Below are 17,906 nucleotides of genomic sequence, written 5' to 3'. Positions count from 1 at the left end.
AACGAAAACGATTATGTTCACAAACCACACAACAATTTAAAATCCATAAGTTTTATCATTTTTGTCTGTCCATGACGTTCCAAAACCAATAGATATTTATCGCCGGACACGATATAATCTGCCCCGACCGTTTCTGACAATGACAGAAGATATAAGTCTTTTGCATCTCTTATCTGACTTGCAGCAACATGCTGTATTTCTGCATAAATGCAAAAGTCATGAATTAAATTCAATAAATCATCAATATCAGATATGTCTATGTATTTGCGTATTTTTTCCCTGCTGGCCACGTCCTTTATCTCTGTTAGAAGTTCATGACATACAAAGATATCAAACGTCGGGTTTATCAAAATCTTTCGCACAAGAAAAGTTTGATGACCCAGCAGGAATGAAATCCAAATATTACAATCAATGATAACTTTCATTTACTTGCCATATCTTATAGCATTTACCTCGTTCATGATGTCGTCTTCAGACAGTTCCAATGCTTTCGGACGACTCTTAACAAATGCGTCTAATCGCTGTTCACTTGTTTCTGCCTGCCAACCTAATTTCTTAGAAAGGTCTTTCAACAGTTGCCAATCGCTCCGTGGTATATTTAGATACACGAATTGTGTATTTCCATTTTTTGTTGTAGTATTCATATTTTACCTCCTTATCCATTAATATTGTTTCGGTGCAAATATACAACTTTTCATTGGCAACTCCAAATATCAGCACAAATTTTCATTTTTGTCAAATATTACGCGGGTTACATATACCTAACTCACATTAAACCTCAATCGGTCATTAGCTTGTGAACTAATGACCGATTGAGGTTTAATCTCTTATTTGATGCTTATTTTATTATTACTTTTGAGCCTTTTGAACCTTGCTTTTTGATGTATATGCCAGGTTTTAAAGATTCTTTCTCTACTTTCATGCCTTCGAGAGTGAAAAACTCAATTGGAGATGTATTGTCATTATCTACAGCAGATATATCGGCAGTTACATCTACGGGAAGAACGAGTTTGAATGATCCTTTAAGATTTGCCTTATACCATACATCCCTAACATCAATAAAATTGATGCACAAAGCCCCATTCGGGAACGTTATCACCTTGCCATTACATTTACCGTAAAGATTCATTTCCTCCACCTCTTGCTTTGTTTTCAGTCCCTCGGTAATGTATCTGTCTGCCCTGCTCCAAAGTAGCATTTTTCCAACATTAAAAACAAGACCACAGCCATCTTCCATTTTATGAATTACAACACGTTCGGGATCGGTCACATCAATCTCCATATAATAAGGACGGCTGGTGTCATAGTTTTGCACTGTGGAATATGGATAGTTCAAGCCATAGGGGTCAATAAGGCGGAACAAACGCGGATGCTCTGTACTTTCCTGAACTTGGACTTCTGTGGTTACAACATCTACGCCAATTCCAACTTCAGAATCTGCAAGGAAACCATCGGTATAAGATGCGGTACCGATATCTTTCCATCCTGCATGGAAGAATGATAATTCCTTGGTTAAATATACTGCCTCCATAGCATTTCCTTTATAATAAGGAACAGCCACAAACGTAAATAATCCGTCTTTATCTAATGGGAAAAGATGATCGCCACTTGCTGTCATCTCGGAAGATTCGATAGTACCATTAACTATGCCAACAGCCATATTTTGTTCATATTCGCCTTCAAACATCGCTATTTTTATCTTCTCCAGATCTTTGCCAATCGTGAAATTAACATTTACGTACGACTTGTCTCCTTCATCAACCTTGCCTTTTATGGTAGGCACGACATCAAGATCAGGAGTTCCGGGAAGTTTCAGGCGAAACTTGTTGTTGGCATTGGCAATTTTATAATTATTTTCACCGGCCACTGTTTCGTCTTTTACAAGCAAAGTACGCTCCGGGAAAGTGATAATACCATCTTTGAGGACACCGCAAAGTCCCTCTTCTTTGGCTTCATCAAACCTTCCTGAAACATAATAGTCACCGGCTATGGAATTGATAATGATATTTCCATTACCCCAGTTCATACCGGTGTCATATCTACGGAAGAAGACATGATCCGGATCTGTCGCGTCAACTTCCATATAAGTATCGGTGGTAAGCGTTGCCGGATTCGTCGGGTAATTTTTGTAAGGTGTTACCAAACGATAAAGTCCCGGGGTGGACAAACTTTCTTCCATATCCACCTCAAACTCGTAATTATCCACCAAGTACAAAGCGGTTACCATGTCGTCACGGAACAATCCCTTACCAAGAGGTTTCCACCCTCCTTCTTGGCCTTTCACTGTCTTTTTCCGTGCAGCACAGACATAAGAGTCTGTTTCCGCCATGTGCTTTCTTACAGGGTTTTCTTGTGCGCCGACTGCTTGAAACATGAAAACAGCCAACACGAGCATTAAATTTTTAAGTAAAAAGTGATTCATTAGTACTACGAATTTAAATATGATTAATCTTGTTAACTTTTAAATTAATATAGTCATTAAAACCAGGTGGTAAAAGTATTTAATATGATTTTCTTTTGCGACTAAAAATATATCTTTTTATTTCTAATTCGAGAAATCGTAACTGTTTTTAGGAAACATGTTTTTTTATTACTTGATTCCTATCGGCACAGATTACAGCCGGAGCATTTGCCCAACTGTCCTCTAAAACGCTGTTCCACAAGATGATGCAAGCGATCGCGTAGTGGCTCGAGTTCCATTTTATCAATTACTTCGTTTATAAAAGCGAGTTCGAGTAAGAGTTTCGCTTCATTTAAAGGAATACCACGCTGACGCATGTAGAACAATGCTGCATCGTTGAGTTGGCCTACGGTGCTGCCGTGGGCGCACTTCACATCATCGGCATAAATCTCCAACATCGGTTGCGAGTACATGCGTGCCGTTTTCGATGCACACAGGTTTTGGTTTGTTTCCTGTGATATTGTCTTCTGTGCTCCGTGTTCAACGAGAATCAGACCGGCGAATGCTCCTACGGCATTGTCGTCAAGAACATATTTATATAGTTCGTTGCTAATGCAATGAGCGGCACGATGGTCAATGACCGTATTGTTGTCCACATGCTGACGCTTGTCGGCTATGACACACCCGCAAAGGTTACATTCCGCCCCTTCACCGTTGAAAACGAGATCGGTACGATTGCGTGTGACACCGTTGTGCAGCGTTATGACGTTGTGATTGACGCTGCTGTTGGCCTGCTGGTCGATATACACATTGCTCACTCTGACATTCTTTGCATGAGTTTCCTCAAGGCAATAGAACTCCAGATGCGCACCCTCGGCCACACTTGCCTCCACAACCTGTGTGGTAAGGAAATTGCTATCATCGGCAGTATGGTCGCAGAAGAGCAGTTTAATCTCGGCGTTTTCCTCCACAACTATAAGCACACGGCGGTTTATCATGAAGTTCATTGACGACGAGCCAGTGCCCGAAGGCGATTTCAACATGTTTATAACCTGTATTGCACGCTCCACTTTTACGCCCCGTGGCACATAAACGAAGAGACCGTCTTGTGCCAGCATGGTGTTAAGAGCGGTAATACCGTCCTCGGAAGACTTCGCCATCTTGCCGTAATATTTTGCCACCAAATCAGAATGTTCGGCAGCAACCTTCGACAAACTATTGACTATCACTCCTTCCGGAAGATGGCTCTTTGGCAATGCCTTGTCGTAAAAGCCGTCGTTCAGCACGAAATATAGTGATGTGCTGAGGTTAGGAACATCGCAGCGGAAAGCATCATACGGATTAACCGAAATGCCTAAGCGTTTCAAGTTCAGTCCGTAGTCAGGTTCGAATAGCGACGGTATGTCAGTATATTTATATCTCTCCACCTTCTTGGTGGGAAATCCCAATCGTTGGAAATCGCCGAAAGCCTCATCTCGCAGGCTGTTCATCACATCGGTGCTGTAAGCCTTTATGAGGTCGGCAGACTGTCGATACAGGTCTATGTATTGCTGTTCGCTTCTCATAATTGTCAATCCTTTATTTTAAATTGTCAATTATTCAGTCTTCTCCAACTTCTTCCTTTATCCAGTCGTAGCCATGTTCCTGAATGGCTCGCGCCAGTTCAGGACCGGCGGTCTTCACGATTTTTCCCTTATAGAGCACGTGTACGAACTGCGGACGAATCATTTCGAGCAGGCGGTCGTAGTGGGTTATCACTATGCACGAACTCTCCGGAGTTGCCAGTTTGTTCACTCCCTCTGCCACAATGCGCATGGCATCGACATCAAGACCCGAATCTGTCTCGTCGAGAATGCTCATCTTGGGTTCGAGCATAGCCATCTGGAAAATCTCGTTACGCTTCTTCTCACCGCCGCTGAAGCCCTCGTTGACCGAGCGACTTGACAGTTTCGAGTCAAGGTCAACGACCTTTCGCTTCTCTCGCATCATCTTTAAAAACTCGGCAGCGTTCAACGGTTCTTCGCCGAGATACTTGCGTTTCTCGTTCACCGCAGCTCTCATGAAGTTTGTCATTGACACTCCGGGGATTTCCACCGGATACTGAAACGAGAGAAATATTCCCTCGTGTGCGCGGTCTTCGGGCTTCATTTCAAGCAAATTCTTTCCGTTGAAGAAAGCCGAACCCTCTGTAACTTCATACAGCGGATTGCCTACGAGCACCGCACTGAGCGTTGATTTTCCTGACCCGTTAGGCCCCATTATGGCATGAGTCTCACCATCGTTTATAACGAGGTCAACGCCTCTAAGTATTTCTTTGTCGCCGATACGGGCGTGTAAGTTTCTTACCTCTAACATCTATTGATTTGTTTTATATCCATTATAATAAAAGCATATTAACCAATGTTTCAAAAATGCACTCTCCAAGCGACTGATTTCTCGACATGCGATAGTACCTATCTTCCTCCTCGAACAATGAAGGCGGGTCGGGAACCCAGAACGGCCCGGCAATGAACTGCCGTGTATTGACTTTCGGACACATCTTCTTTCCCGCAAACATTACCGACTGCTGCATACCACCGTCGGTCTTGGGGACATAAAGGCGGTAAGGGTCGAAGCGTATTCGGAGCATTGTCATGGCAGAATCTGTTGCGTTCGCTGTGGGCTCAAACACTCTCGGCATTTGTGCAAAGGAAAGCGTTATCACGTTGAACCATACGAAACAAATGGCAATAACTTTTTTCATTCTCTGTTATTCTTTATCCTACCGTGCCCTCGAGCGATACAGATAGCAGTTTCTGCGCTTCCACTGCAAACTCCATCGGCAGTTTGTTGAGCACCTCCTTGGTATATCCGTTGACTATCAATCCTACGGCTTGCTCGGTCGTTATGCCTCGCTGGTTGCAATAGAAGAGTTGGTCTTCCGATATTTTGCTTGTCGTTGCCTCGTGCTCGAAGATGGCGGTATCGTTATGCACATCCATATAAGGGAATGTGTGAGCACCGCAGTCGCTACCCAGCAGCAGTGAGTCGCACGAACTGTAATTACGTGCATTCTCGGCCGTTGATGCCGCACGGACAAGTCCTCGGTAAGAGTTCTGCGAGTGTCCGGCAGAAATTCCTTTTGATATTATCGTGGATTTGGTGTTCCGTCCGAGATGTATCATCTTCGTTCCGGTGTCTGCCTCCTGATAGTTATTTGTCACTGCGACACTGTAAAACTCGGCTTGAGAGTTATCACCACGCAATATGCACGATGGATATTTCCACGTTATGGCACTACCTGTCTCAACTTGCGTCCACGAAAGTTTCGCCCCTTCGCCACGCAGGTCACCTCGTTTGGTGACAAGGTTGAGCACTCCGCCCTTTCCGTTCTCATCTCCCGGATACCAGTTCTGCACCGTGGAGTATTTCACTTCGGCACGGTCTTTCACTATTATTTCCACTATTGCGGCATGGAGTTGGTTCTCATCGCGCATCGGAGCGGTGCAACCTTCAAGATAAGACACGTAGGCATCATCATCTGCAATAATCAATGTTCGTTCGAACTGACCCGTATTGCGGGCATTGATGCGGAAATAACTGCTCAGTTCCATCGGCGAACGCACCCCTTTCGGGATATATACGAACGAACCATCGCTGAACACCGCACTGTTAAGAGCGGCAAAGAAGTTATCACGATACGGCACCACCGTCCCAAGATATTGCTTTACGAGGTCGGGATGTTCCTTTACTGCCTCGCCTATCGAGCAGAATATTATGCCTTTCTCGGCAAGTTTCTCTTTAAAAGTGGTCTTCACAGACACCGAGTCCATTATGGCATCGACGGCTGTCCCGCTAAGTGCGAGACGTTCTTCGAGCGGAATGCCCAGTTTGTCGAACGTCTTCATCAGTTCCGGGTCAATGTCATCAATGGTTTCAGGCCCTTTCTTTTTCGGCTTTGCTAATGGGTCGGCGTAGTAAGAAATGGCCTGATAGTCAATCGGTGGCAGATGCAGATGCCCCCATTCCGGCTGCTTCATCGTCTGCCAATGGCGGAAAGCCTTCAGTCGGAAGTCGAGCATCCAGTCGGGTTCGCCTTTCTTTCCTGAGATAAGACGCACCACATCTTCGTTAAGTCCCCTTTCTATTATATCCGTATGCACATCGGTGGTGAAGCCGAATTCATATTTCCGCTCCGCCACCTCGCGCACAAATTCATTATTATTTGGACTCACAATGTTTTTATTAACAATTAAAATTTATAAGTAGTTGTCCACAATATAAAGTATAATGGTGAACGCCTACTTAATTGACAAATTAAAAATGGATAATCCACAACTGTTGTCTGCCCTGCAATTCATGCCCGACAAAACTTTCGGTTGTCAACTACCCATTTCCAATTATACTAAAGTTTCTGTTCAACTTCTATCTCAGTGAACGTCTCTATGATGTCACCGGTCTGAATATCGTTGAAATTAACGAGTGAGATACCACACTCCAATCCTGTAGCAACCTCCTTGACATCGTCTTTATAACGCTTCAAAGCATCGATAGGAGCGGTGTGTACCACGATTCCATCGCGAACAACACGTGCCTTGTCCTTGCTGTGCACCTTGCCCTCGATTACGAGTCCGCCGGCTACGGTACCAACCTTTGAAATCTTGAACACCTGCTTAACCTCTATCTCTCCGGTCACAATCTCTTTCATAACCTTGTCGAGCATACCCTCCATCGTAGATCTCACCTCATCGATAGCATCGTATATAATAGAGTAGGTATTGATTTCCACGCCTTCACGCTCGGCAACTCTGCGAGCATCGGCAGAAGGACGCACTTGGAATCCCACGATAATGGCATCTGACGCACTTGCCAGCATAACGTCGTTCTCGCTGATTTGTCCCACGGCTTTGTTGATCACGTTCACCTGAACTTTCTCGGTTGAGAGTTTTATGAACGAGTCAGAGAGAGCCTCGATACTACCGTCGGTATCACCCTTGACGATAATATTAAGTTCGTGGAACTCGCCAAGAGCAATGCGGTGACTGATATCGTCGAGTCCGAGTGTCTTGGTTGTGCGCAGACTTTGTTCACGCTGCAACTGTGTTCGCTTGTTGGTAATGTCACGTGCTTCCTGTTCAGAGCCCATCACATGGAACAAGTCGCCGGCTGTCGGCGCACCGTTAAGACCAAGTATTATTGCCGGTGCGGCAGGTCCTGCCTCCTGAATGCGCTGGTTGCGCTCGTTGAACATGGCCTTGATGCGTCCGTATGAAGTTCCGGCCAGCACCACATCGCCAATCTTCAGCGTACCGTTAGACACAAGTACCGTGCTGACATATCCACGACCTTTGTCGAGAGATGACTCTATAATAGAACCTGATGCGTTGCGGTTGGGGTTTGCCTTGAGGTCGAGCATCTCGGCTTCGAGAAGCACTTTCTCAAGCAGTTCATCGACACCGATACCTTTCTTTGCCGATATTTCCTGACACTGGTATTTTCCACCCCACTCTTCCACAAGCAGGTTCATGTTCGCAAGGTCTTCTCGTATCTTGTCCGGATTGGCTCCGGGCTTATCTATCTTGTTTATCGCAAACACCATCGGCACATTGGCAGCCTGTGCATGGGCGATTGCCTCCTTAGTGGTGGGCATCACCGAGTCGTCTGCCGAAATGATGATGATTGCGATGTCGGTTACCTGAGCACCACGAGCACGCATGGCCGTGAAGGCCTCATGTCCCGGAGTATCGAGGAATGTGATTTCTCTTCCGTCGCTAAGCGTCACACTGTATGCACCGATGTGCTGCGTTATACCTCCCGCCTCACCGGCAATAACGTTCGCTTTGCGGATATAGTCGAGCAGAGAAGTCTTTCCGTGGTCAACGTGTCCCATCACCGTAACGATAGGAGCACGCGACACAAGGTCGTTCTCGTCGTCCACCTCTTCTGTGATAGCCTCCTGTACTTCGGCACTTACATACTCGGTCTTGAAACCGAACTCTTCGGCAACAATGTTGATTGTCTCGGCATCAAGACGCTGGTTGATACTAACCATTATGCCGATTGACATACAAGTACCGATTACCTGGTTCACACCAACGTCCATCATCGTGGCGAGTTCGCTCACGGTAACAAACTCCGTTAGTTTCAGAACCTTGCTCTCTGCGCGTGCCTCTGCCTTCTGTGCATCAATCTTTTCCTGCACGGCATCACGTTTCTCCTTACGGTATTTCGCGCCTTTCTTGTTCTGGGTCTTCGATGTCAGACGTGCCAAGGTCTCCTTTACCTGACGTGCTACGTCTTCCTCGTTTACCTCAAGTGGCTTCTGCGGACGGTTTCTCTTCTTTTTCTTGCCTGCGCCTTGCTGTTGTTTATTGCCGCCACCCTGCTGTCCTTTGCCTCCACCGCTTTGCTGCTGTGAGGCCTGACGTGCTGCGGCATCTATATCCACACGCTCTTTGGTGATGCGCTGACGTTTCTTTTTCTCGCCATTCTGTGGTTTTGCCTGCGCGGCTTTTTCCTCACGTTCACGACGTTTCTCCTCCTTAGTTTTCTTCTTAGGACGAGTGCTTTGGTTTATTTCATCGAGGTTTATTGATCCGAGAACCTTAACCTGCGGTGCAAGTTTCTTCTCGCTCTTCAGCGTGAATATTCCGCTGTCCTCGCGTTCCTCCTTCTTATTTTCCGGTTCGGCAACAATTGGTTGCTCTACCTTTGGCTGTTCTTTCTCTGCATGATGCTTATCATGCTTCTTCTGTTCCGGTTGTGCAATCTTATGTTGCTTCGGAGTCTCATTATGCTTGGGTTCCTCCACGGTCTTTGTTTCCGTTTTAGGCATGACCTTTTCTTCAGCCTTCGGTTTGTTCTCTGGCTGTCCCACCGGTTTCTCCACCGCCACTGCCGATTCTTTCTTCTCTTCCACAGGCTTCTCCGGTTTCTCCTGCTTAGGTGCAGGCTTACCGATACTGTCGAGATCTATTTTTCCGAGCGGCGTATATTTCTGATGCTTTGCCGGCTCTGCCTTAGGTTCAGCACGGTGTTCGCTTTTCCGCTTTTCTTTTTCTTTCGACTTCTTCGGGAACAGTTTGTTGGCATCCACTTTCACTTCCTTGTCTTTCTTAAAAGCCTCAACTAATGCACTATATTGCGCATCACTCAGTTTGAAACTCATTTCGGGTTTCACTTCACCGAGGTTGGGCTTTTTCTCAAGGAATTCAACTGCCGTTTGAAGCCCTATGTTTAATTCTCTTATTGCCTTATTTAATCTTACGCTCATCTATACTTATCAGGTTTCTTGTTCTTTTTTGTTCTTCGCTATTTACACTTGAGCCGTTCTTCGCGGCCGTTGTCCCTTGAGAGGTATAAAGTTCCATTTCCGAAATGCTCGACATTCTGCCACTCTCCACCGGGAGAGTATTTCATGACGAAACACGGAAAGAATGCTCTACATTCAACGCTTACTGCTCGAACTCGGCCTTCAGTATGCGCACAACATTATCAACGGTCTCTTCCTCAAGGTCTGCTTTTTCGATAAGCATTTCTCGCGGAGCATTTATAACCGCTTTCGCCGTGTCAAGACCAATTCCCTTTATGGCTTCGATAACCCACTGGTCTATTTCGTCAGAGAACTCGTCCAAGTAGATATCCTCATCGGCCTCATTCTCATCTACTTCACGGAATACGTCGATTGTATATCCCGTAAGCATCGAAGCAAGTTTGATGTTCAGACCGCCACGACCTATGGCAAGTGACACTTCCTCCGGCTTCAGATAAACTTCGGCTTTCAAGTTCTCGTCGTCGAGATTGAGACTTGACACCTTTGCCGGACTGAGCGAACGCTGTATGAACAGTTTGGTGTTCGCCGTGAAGTTGATAACGTCAATGTTTTCATTGCAAAGTTCACGAACAATTCCGCGAACGCGACCGCCATTCACGCCGACACATGCGCCGACCGGATCGATACGTTCATCGTAACTCTCCACTGCAACCTTTGCTCTCTCTCCCGGCATACGTGCCACACGGCGTATTGTTATCAGTCCGTCGGCAATCTCCGGTACCTCTGCCTCAAGCAGACGCTCAAGGAAAATCGGACTGGTACGGCTCAGTATAATCTTCGGATTGTTGTTTTCGTTATCCACACGAAGTATCACGGCACGCACCGTCTCTCCTTTGCGATACGTATCTTTCTGTATCTGTTCGCTCTTAGGGAGCACCAATTCATTGTTCTCATCGTCAACAAGCAGCACCTCACGCTTCCAAATCTGATAGACTTCGGCACTTATCACCTGTCCGACACGATCCTTATACTTATTATATAATGAGTCGTGCTCCAGTTCGAGAATCTTGGATGCGAGGGTCTGACGCAGGTTCAGTATCGCACGACGGCCGAACTTGGCAAAATCCACAGGCTCTGATACATCCTCACCGACCTCATAGTCAGCCTCTATCTTGCGTGCCTCGGTGAGAGCAATCTCCTTGTTCTCGTCCTGAACCTCGCCATCTGCAACCACCACGCGATTGCGGTAAATCTCAAAGTCGCCCTTGTCGGGGTTTACGATGACATCGAAATTCTCGTCAGAACCGAAAATCTTCGCTATCACATTGCGGAAACTCTCCTCAAGCACGCTAACAAGAGTTGTACGGTCTATGTGTTTCGACTCGTTGAACTCTTTAAAAGTATCGACCATGCTGATGGTCTCTTTCTTTATTGCCATTGTATATTTGTTTTTATTTTATCTTTATCATTTGCCACGCGAACCGCCGTGCGTTTATCATACCGACAGCACCCGCGCCTTTACAAGGAAAGTCCGGGCTTCAGAACTTTATCAGATACTTGCAGTATTTCACCTCGTCCATGCAGTATTCATGATCCACATCCTGCAACACGGGGCGTTTCTTGCCCTCAACTTTCACTTTCTCCTGAACGCTCACGGTGAACTTTCTACCGTCAACAGCCTTCAACACTCCTTTAATTTTCTTACCATCGGCAGTAAGAACCTCTACTTCCTTGCCAATGAAGTTCAGATACTGCTGCTCAACCTTGAACGGCTGACCCAGCCCAGCCGAACCAACCTCAAGTTCGTAGTCCTCGTCATCACGACTCAGATGACTCTCTATGAAACGGCTAAGTTCCACACAGTCCTCAATCCACACGCCATCGGCATGGTCTATCTCAACCACAATCTTGTCGCTGGCATTCACATCAATGTCCACAAGGAAATACTCCTTACCTTCCAACCATTGGTTTACAAGTTCTTCTACAATCTTCTTGTCAATCATTCTCTTGTTTTACAATCTGTTATTTAAATGAAAATGTGGGACTCCGAGAAGTCCCACATTCCACCGAACGGGTGCAAAGGTACAAAATTATTTCTTATTAACCAAGAATTTCTGTAAAATATTGCTATTGAACGGTTAAACTATTAACCTCCAATCGTTCATTATAACGCATTTGCTTAGATTTTCTATTGCCGGAATGCCTGCTTATTGCTTCACTCCGCTTGCCGAAATCTACTCAACAATCGAACAAAATCTGCCAAGGAATCTAATGCCGGTTGGGGGTTTAATAAGTAGAAATATAATAGCACGGGGGTATGCCCATGTATCATAAATCACAAATAAAATGTATATTCGTTTCTTTACATCTTAGCTGATTTGGCTGTTTCTATCATCTTCTTTATGATTGAAATCCTTGCGCTTGACTCTTCAACCAAAATAGGATAAACATCTGTTGTAAAGCCAATCGCAGTAGCAATCTTAACAGCCTTTAGTGGGTTCTTGTTTTCTTTTGATGACTTAATCGCCGCTTCTGCGCCTTTGCCCGCCTTTGCAATAGATGCAGCTTCTTCTGTCAGAGTTTCACCCAAGGCCACCAATTCTTCTACTGTAGGCTGATTACTGTTTGCGTCAGTCACACCATCCTTCGTTTCGCCAATCTGACGATAATAAAGATTATGGAGAAGTTCAGAAGATTTTAATGAAGCAATAGCGGCTTTGTAAACACCCGATACGTATGCATCTACATCAGAAACACCTGTTTCCTTTGGCTGCTTGGCACATAATTTTTGCAATTTGGCATTACGGTCAACGCTTGCCTGAATCTCTGCCTTTGTTTGGGCAAAACTGAATGATACCGACATTGTGAATAATGCGACGGTTAAGAATAAAAACTTTTTCATCTTCTACTTGATTATTAAGATGACAGTACGGCTACCACAACTGAAAAACAATTTAATTTGTAATATACAAAACGCAAGAACGTGGAGCCAATCTGCCACTCGTTCTACGATCATAGACTTCCTCATCACCTATTTATTGAAATGAGTTTGTAAAGTTCATAAATCGTCAAAAGCAAAGTGTCAGAACGCCTTTTATTATGTATATGCCTACCCAGCCTTTACCATCTTAGGAGTTCGTTACGAGTATGACGCGGCAAAAATACATTATATATATTATATATCACTCCTCTCTTTGTTAATAAGCATTAATATAGTTGCAATTTGTGTATATAATTTAAATATTGGATGACAAAACCATTAAAAACAGAAAGAATTTCAGGATACTATGGGAGACCTATTGCAAAAAATATTTTCTCAAATAATAAATAAGGAGGGGGAGGCAGAATGTGGATTATTTGTATTGGGACTTCATACTACATTCGGGGCAGATGCCTTTGAGTACATAATTGATGCTTTGCAATTGGAAACCGTTGGGGAGTTCTACTATCGGCACATGAATCTTCGTAAGACAGAAAGCGCGGTGACAGATAGTGCAGTAGAAATGCGTGTGCTCGTCCTCTATAACCTCTTCACATTCGCAATCGACAGGACAAACATTATACTTTATCGAGCCGCTTCCATCGTCAACGGCATGTATGAGTCCATGTGCAAGAAAGAGATTGAGAGCACGCGAGATAGTGCTTTTGTCAACAGTTGGCAGCAACCGCTCTAATTCGGGCAGCGAAACCATTTCATCACCACGATACATCTGACGAAGAATGAGGATACGGGTGGCGGTGGGGTTTATGTTACGGCGGAGCATAATCTCCTCTATACCAAACCCATGCCTTGCCGAACCTTTAACATGTTCATTGTAAGAAGACGTTTTCTTTTCACACACATGTTCTGCTCTCGTTAAATCCTTGTTGTTTCTATCGTTATTCATCTTTTTCTTTCTGCAACTCTTGATATTGCTAACCTGTGGGGATATGTTCACGGCGCGTGTCAGTTATAATACATTCTTTCAGACACGCGGGGCGTGTGTCCCTACAAGTTAGCAGACTGTCAAAGTATAACAGGACGTGCCGTGACACGTCCTGTTGATGGATTTCATATTATTATTTCTTTGTTGCCCTGATGAAATAGACTATCAGACAGATATATGCCGCAAGCGAAAGAACCTCCGACAGACTATTCTGAAGCCATTCATTGTTTAGCATATTCAGACCGGCAAAACGCATCAATGCACTCACAACGCCCATAAGCGCACCACCGGCGATGAATCCGGAGGCAATGAGTGTTCCTTTCTCGCCGCGTTCTTTGTTCACGTCCTCATTCTTCGAACGTGACGTAACGTACCAGTTTACGGCACCGCCCACGAGCAAAGGGATGTTCAACTGTATAGGAATGAACATACCAAGGGCGAACGGCAGAGCCGGTATCTTGCAGAAAGTGAGCACTATGGCTATCACTGCACCAATGGCATAGAGCACCCAAGGAGCACCAACGCCGCTCATAAGTGGCTCTATCACAGCAGCCATGGCATTTGCCTGCGGTGCTGCGAGTTCGCCTGATGCGAAGTTATAGGTTTGATTAAGCACTATCATCACACCGCCTACGGTAGCCGCAGAAACCAATGTGCCGAGGAATTTCCAAGTCTCTTGTTTCTTTGGAGTGGTACCAAGCCAGTATCCTATCTTAAGGTCGGTAATGAAAGAGCCGGCAACCGAGAGTGCGGTACATACCACACCACCCATTATCAATGCCGCAAGCATACCACCCGGGCCTTCCATTCCCACGGCAACCATCACCACGGAGGCAAGGATAAGCGTCATGAGTGTCATGCCGGAAACGGGGTTAGAGCCGACAATGGCAATGGCGTTTGCCGCAACAGTAGTGAAAAGGAACGCGATGACAGCGACGAGCAATATACCCACAACTGCGAAGAGGAGATTGTTCATTACACCTAACCAGAAGAATATGAACGTAACGATAAGCGTCAATACCGTACCAACAGCGATTATCTTAAATGGAAGATCCTTGTCTGTTCTCATCTCTTCGGCAGTCTCGGCACTCTTGCCGACTTCGTTCTGTACCATTGCCGTTGCGCTGTTCTTCGGATTAAGTCGCATTATCGCAGCCTTTATTATAGACCAACTCTTTATTATGCCAATCACTCCCGACATCGCAATGCCACCGATACCGATACTCTTGCCATAGGCTTTGAATATATCTTCGGGAGACATATCCCCCACTGCGACAGAAATGGTTGGATCCCACTGATTAAGGACGGTGTCAGGGAAGAGCAATGCCATACCCGGCACAATAATCCACCATACCGCAAGTGAACCGATACAGATAATGAACGAATACTTCAGACCGATAATAAAACCAAGACCGAGAACCGCTGCACCCGTATTCACCTTAAATACGAGTTTTGCTTTCTCTGCCAATGTTTCACCAAAGCCTACCACGCGGGTTGTGAAATTCTCATTCCACCAACCGAATGTACTTACGATGAAGTCATAAAGACCACCGATAATTCCGGCCAAAAGCAACGGTTTGGCCTGCGAACCACCTTTCTCACCGCTCACAAGCACCTGTGTTGTGGCCGTGGCTTCGGGGAAAGGATACTTTCCGTGCATGTCTTTCACGAAATATTTGCGGAACGGAATGAGGAACAGTATTCCCAATATACCACCGAGAAGTGATGCGAAGAATACTTTGAAGAACGATGCACTCATCGCATCACCATACTTGGCCTGAAGTATATAGATAGCCGGCAGGGTGAATATTGCACCCGCAACTACTGCTCCGGAACATGCTCCGATGCTCTGTATTATGACATTCTCGCCCAAGCCTTGCTTGCGTTTGGCTGCCGTACTCACTCCCACGGCAATGATAGCGATCGGTATTGCCGCTTCGAACACCTGACCTACCTTCAGTCCGAGGTATGCCGCAGCAGCCGAGAACAGCACCGCCATCACGATACCCCATGTCACGCTCCACGCATTTACCTCCGGATATTGGCGGTCGGGAGACATCAACGGTTTATACTCCTCACCCTCTTTCAGTTCCCGAAAGGCATTTTCGGGAAGTTGTGTTTGCTCTTTTTTGTTCATGGTTTTTATTGGTAATTATTTGTTTTATCTTTTATTGCCCTTCCATAAGTTCCGCAAAAAGTTGCTCCATTCCTGCCGTTGCTCCTTTCTTTATATGCGTTATTTCGCACTTTCTTCTACCCATCACATCGTTAGGGTCGATGAGATAGATTGGCACATCGCGGCGTGCATGCTGCACCAAACCTGCGGCGGGATATACCACCATAGATGTTCCGATGATAATGACAATGTCGGCATCGGCAACTATTCCGGCAGCGATGCTGATATTAGGCACGGCTTCGCCGAAGAACACGATGTACGGGCGCAACAACGAACCATCGCCGGCACGTTCTCCGGGCTTTATTTCGAGTCGTTCCGCTGACAGTTTCACGTGGTAACGCGGGTCGTCAACGTCCCTACAAGAGCATGCTTTCATCAATTCACCATGCAGATGAACCACCTTTGTGCTACCCGCCATTTCGTGCAGATTGTCCACATTCTGTGTTATCACCGTCACGTCATACTGTTCTTCGAGTTTAGCCACGAGCAAATGTCCTTTATTCGGAGCAACATCCGAGTATTTTTTGCGCAGCATGTTATAGAAAGCATTCACGTATTCAGGATCGCTCTCCCACGCCTCATGCGTTGCCACACGAGACACCGGATTGTTCTCCCAAAGCCCATCCTCGCTGCGGAACGTGCTCAATCCGCTTTCCACAGACATTCCGGCACCTGTCAATACAACTATCTTTTTCATATCATCAGAATTAACTTGGCTTATTCGGTATGTTTCCCACGCTCCTCGCGTAGTTTATTATCATGTTTTTCCGTTTGCAAAAATAACGATAAATTTTATTAATAGCAAACAAACCACCGCATTATTTCGCATAAATAAAGAAAACAAAGCCGTGTGTCAGCGGAAGTCCGAAATGACAACATATCATAATGGTCATTATTCAACTTTCTGACATTTGACTTTTGCGGTTACGATAACGTCTGCCGATGCCATCTAACGATGGTAAAAACAGATTTTTATCAAGTTCGGCATTAAAATTCTTGTTAAATTCGTTGATAATACAGAAAAAATCTATAATTTTGTCCTCGCTAATCATAGCGGATTTTGTTTATATTTTGCTGACTTATAACACTATAAAGTGCACAACAATTTCTGCAGATTACCAAATTTATGATGAGTTTTATCCCGAACTCACGTAATGATAATGTTCAAACAATGAAAGAATCTGATGATTAATATAATGTCATTTTCAATTCTATGATAACAAATAAATATGAGAGAGTCAATTGCATTTATTAATCAGACATGTGAATATTTATAAAATATATGTCAACATCACACAAGAGCGAGAGTTCAGTTACAAGGATATTTCATCAGATGAGATGGTACAGCACGTCACTCGCTTCGTGTCTAAATTGTGGCAGATACATGCTTTTGGTGAGGGCAATACCCGGACAACAGCAGTTTTCACAATACTCTATTTTCGTTCAATTGGATTTGAGGTAAGCAATGATCTCTTTGCTCGCCACTCATGGTACTTCAGAAATGCTTTAGTTCGTGCGAACTACAAAAACGCAAGACTGGGTATAGACTATACGATTGTATATCTTGAGCGCTTCTTCCGAAATCTTCTGTTAGGAGAGCAATGGGATCTTCGTAATAGGTATCTTCATATCAACGCTACAGAAGAGTGGAAAATGCAGCCAAACCTTGCAAGCCAATCAACCAGAACAAAAGTAGAGCATAAGTGCAAGACAAGTACAGGACAAGTACAAGACAACTTCCATACAGACAATGCCAATATCAAGCGTTTGGTCATTGCCATCGGCAATCAGCAGTTGTCGGTAAAAAATATGATGAATGCTTTGGAACTAAAGGGAAGAGACAACTTTATCAACCTTTATCTTAAGCCTGCTGTGACTGAAGGCTATGTTCGTTTGCTTTATCCAAAATCTCCTCGACATCCTCGACAGAAATATCTGTTGACAGAGAAAGGGTTGGCTGTGTATAACGGATTGAGTTGTATCTAAAATGTTGGCTTAAGTGACAAAAGTGTGCTTATTTGGCTTATATGACAAAAATGTGCTTATTTTAGAGATGTTCGCTATATATACGCCTTATTTCCTACTTTACACAACACAATAATGCCCGACCATTTTCACGGCCGGGCATTATTTCATGTGTTTTCGAGTGTC

The 17,906-nt window shown here is 44.9% G+C and carries 15 protein-coding genes and 1 pseudogene; 1 reads left to right on the top strand and 15 read right to left on the bottom strand.

Annotated elements, in window-relative coordinates; translation table 11 throughout:
* Positions 1-17 precede the first annotated feature (17 nt).
* The 15 genes and pseudogenes from EHV08_RS07880 to EHV08_RS11940 all read right to left on the bottom strand — a co-directional run.
* Positions 18-425, bottom strand: a complete 408-nt coding sequence (locus tag EHV08_RS07880) for a putative toxin-antitoxin system toxin component, PIN family (protein ID WP_126678791.1) — start codon at positions 423-425, stop codon at positions 18-20.
* Complete coding sequence (locus tag EHV08_RS07875; RefSeq protein ID WP_126678790.1) at positions 426-644, bottom strand: hypothetical protein; 219 nt, start codon at positions 642-644, stop codon at positions 426-428.
* Positions 645-838: 194 nt separating this feature from the next.
* Positions 839-2,329, bottom strand: a complete 1,491-nt coding sequence (locus tag EHV08_RS07870) for a hypothetical protein (RefSeq protein ID WP_126678789.1) — start codon at positions 2,327-2,329, stop codon at positions 839-841.
* Positions 2,330-2,601: 272 nt separating this feature from the next.
* On the bottom strand, positions 2,602-3,966 hold the full coding sequence (gene sufD / locus EHV08_RS07865) for a Fe-S cluster assembly protein SufD (protein WP_126678788.1): 1,365 nt from the start codon (positions 3,964-3,966) through the stop codon (positions 2,602-2,604).
* A gap of 34 nt (positions 3,967-4,000) precedes the next feature.
* A complete protein-coding gene (sufC, locus tag EHV08_RS07860) occupies positions 4,001-4,756 on the bottom strand; it encodes a Fe-S cluster assembly ATPase SufC (RefSeq protein ID WP_126678787.1) in 756 nt (251 codons plus the stop codon).
* A gap of 22 nt (positions 4,757-4,778) precedes the next feature.
* The gene (locus EHV08_RS07855) at positions 4,779-5,144 is read right to left on the bottom strand and encodes a hypothetical protein (protein ID WP_126678786.1); all 366 of its coding nucleotides are present in this window, start codon (positions 5,142-5,144) and stop codon (positions 4,779-4,781) included.
* Positions 5,145-5,157: 13 nt separating this feature from the next.
* Positions 5,158-6,615, bottom strand: a complete 1,458-nt coding sequence (gene sufB, locus EHV08_RS07850; RefSeq protein ID WP_126678785.1) for a Fe-S cluster assembly protein SufB — start codon at positions 6,613-6,615, stop codon at positions 5,158-5,160.
* Between the two features lie 170 nt (positions 6,616-6,785).
* Positions 6,786-9,653, bottom strand: a complete 2,868-nt coding sequence (gene infB / locus EHV08_RS07845; protein WP_126678784.1) for a translation initiation factor IF-2 — start codon at positions 9,651-9,653, stop codon at positions 6,786-6,788.
* A gap of 181 nt (positions 9,654-9,834) precedes the next feature.
* Positions 9,835-11,091, bottom strand: a complete 1,257-nt coding sequence (nusA, locus tag EHV08_RS07840; protein WP_126678783.1) for a transcription termination factor NusA — start codon at positions 11,089-11,091, stop codon at positions 9,835-9,837.
* 100 nt (positions 11,092-11,191) lie between these two features.
* A complete protein-coding gene (gene rimP, locus EHV08_RS07835; RefSeq protein ID WP_126678782.1) occupies positions 11,192-11,656 on the bottom strand; it encodes a ribosome assembly cofactor RimP in 465 nt (154 codons plus the stop codon).
* 359 nt (positions 11,657-12,015) lie between these two features.
* Positions 12,016-12,555 carry a hypothetical protein gene (locus EHV08_RS07830; protein ID WP_126678781.1) on the bottom strand — a complete coding sequence of 180 codons (540 nt, stop codon included), beginning with the start codon at positions 12,553-12,555 and terminating at the stop codon, positions 12,016-12,018.
* A gap of 451 nt (positions 12,556-13,006) precedes the next feature.
* The gene (locus EHV08_RS07825; RefSeq protein ID WP_126679458.1) at positions 13,007-13,417 is read right to left on the bottom strand and encodes a Fur family transcriptional regulator; all 411 of its coding nucleotides are present in this window, start codon (positions 13,415-13,417) and stop codon (positions 13,007-13,009) included.
* Between the two features lie 295 nt (positions 13,418-13,712).
* Positions 13,713-15,716: an OPT family oligopeptide transporter gene (locus EHV08_RS07820; protein ID WP_126678780.1), complete on the bottom strand. Its 2,004-nt coding sequence runs from the start codon at positions 15,714-15,716 to the stop codon at positions 13,713-13,715.
* A gap of 31 nt (positions 15,717-15,747) precedes the next feature.
* Positions 15,748-16,452: an SIR2 family NAD-dependent protein deacylase gene (locus EHV08_RS07815; protein WP_126678779.1), complete on the bottom strand. Its 705-nt coding sequence runs from the start codon at positions 16,450-16,452 to the stop codon at positions 15,748-15,750.
* A 202-nt stretch (positions 16,453-16,654) separates the two neighbouring features.
* Positions 16,655-16,807: pseudogene (locus EHV08_RS11940) on the bottom strand (IS982 family transposase); the annotation flags it as partial.
* A 211-nt stretch (positions 16,808-17,018) separates the two neighbouring features.
* Here EHV08_RS11940 and EHV08_RS07810 point away from each other — a divergent pair.
* Positions 17,019-17,741: a Fic family protein gene (locus EHV08_RS07810; protein ID WP_238988043.1), complete on the top strand. Its 723-nt coding sequence runs from the start codon at positions 17,019-17,021 to the stop codon at positions 17,739-17,741.
* The last annotated feature ends 165 nt before the right edge of the window (positions 17,742-17,906 follow it).

Origin of the sequence: Prevotella koreensis (genome assembly GCF_003977605.1) — a bacterium.
Classification (GTDB): domain Bacteria; phylum Bacteroidota; class Bacteroidia; order Bacteroidales; family Bacteroidaceae; genus Prevotella; species Prevotella koreensis.
Note: the sequence above shows the minus strand (reverse complement) of the source record. Positions and strands in the feature narration are given on the sequence as shown.

Coding starts and splice junctions, on each gene's coding strand:
- sufD (WP_126678788.1), bottom strand. CDS start 3,966: ATGAGAAGCGAACAGCAATACATAGACCTGTATCGACAGTCTGCCGAC.
- nusA (WP_126678783.1), bottom strand. CDS start 11,091: ATGGCAATAAAGAAAGAGACCATCAGCATGGTCGATACTTTTAAAGAG.
- EHV08_RS07820 (WP_126678780.1), bottom strand. CDS start 15,716: ATGAACAAAAAAGAGCAAACACAACTTCCCGAAAATGCCTTTCGGGAA.
- EHV08_RS07875 (WP_126678790.1), bottom strand. CDS start 644: ATGAATACTACAACAAAAAATGGAAATACACAATTCGTGTATCTAAAT.
- EHV08_RS07855 (WP_126678786.1), bottom strand. CDS start 5,144: ATGAAAAAAGTTATTGCCATTTGTTTCGTATGGTTCAACGTGATAACG.
- EHV08_RS07870 (WP_126678789.1), bottom strand. CDS start 2,329: ATGGCGGAAACAGACTCTTATGTCTGTGCTGCACGGAAAAAGACAGTG.
- EHV08_RS07880 (WP_126678791.1), bottom strand. CDS start 425: ATGAAAGTTATCATTGATTGTAATATTTGGATTTCATTCCTGCTGGGT.
- rimP (WP_126678782.1), bottom strand. CDS start 11,656: ATGATTGACAAGAAGATTGTAGAAGAACTTGTAAACCAATGGTTGGAA.
- EHV08_RS07815 (WP_126678779.1), bottom strand. CDS start 16,452: ATGAAAAAGATAGTTGTATTGACAGGTGCCGGAATGTCTGTGGAAAGC.
- EHV08_RS07825 (WP_126679458.1), bottom strand. CDS start 13,417: ATGCTCCGCCGTAACATAAACCCCACCGCCACCCGTATCCTCATTCTT.
- sufC (WP_126678787.1), bottom strand. CDS start 4,756: ATGTTAGAGGTAAGAAACTTACACGCCCGTATCGGCGACAAAGAAATA.
- EHV08_RS07830 (WP_126678781.1), bottom strand. CDS start 12,555: ATGAAAAAGTTTTTATTCTTAACCGTCGCATTATTCACAATGTCGGTA.
- infB (WP_126678784.1), bottom strand. CDS start 9,653: ATGAGCGTAAGATTAAATAAGGCAATAAGAGAATTAAACATAGGGCTT.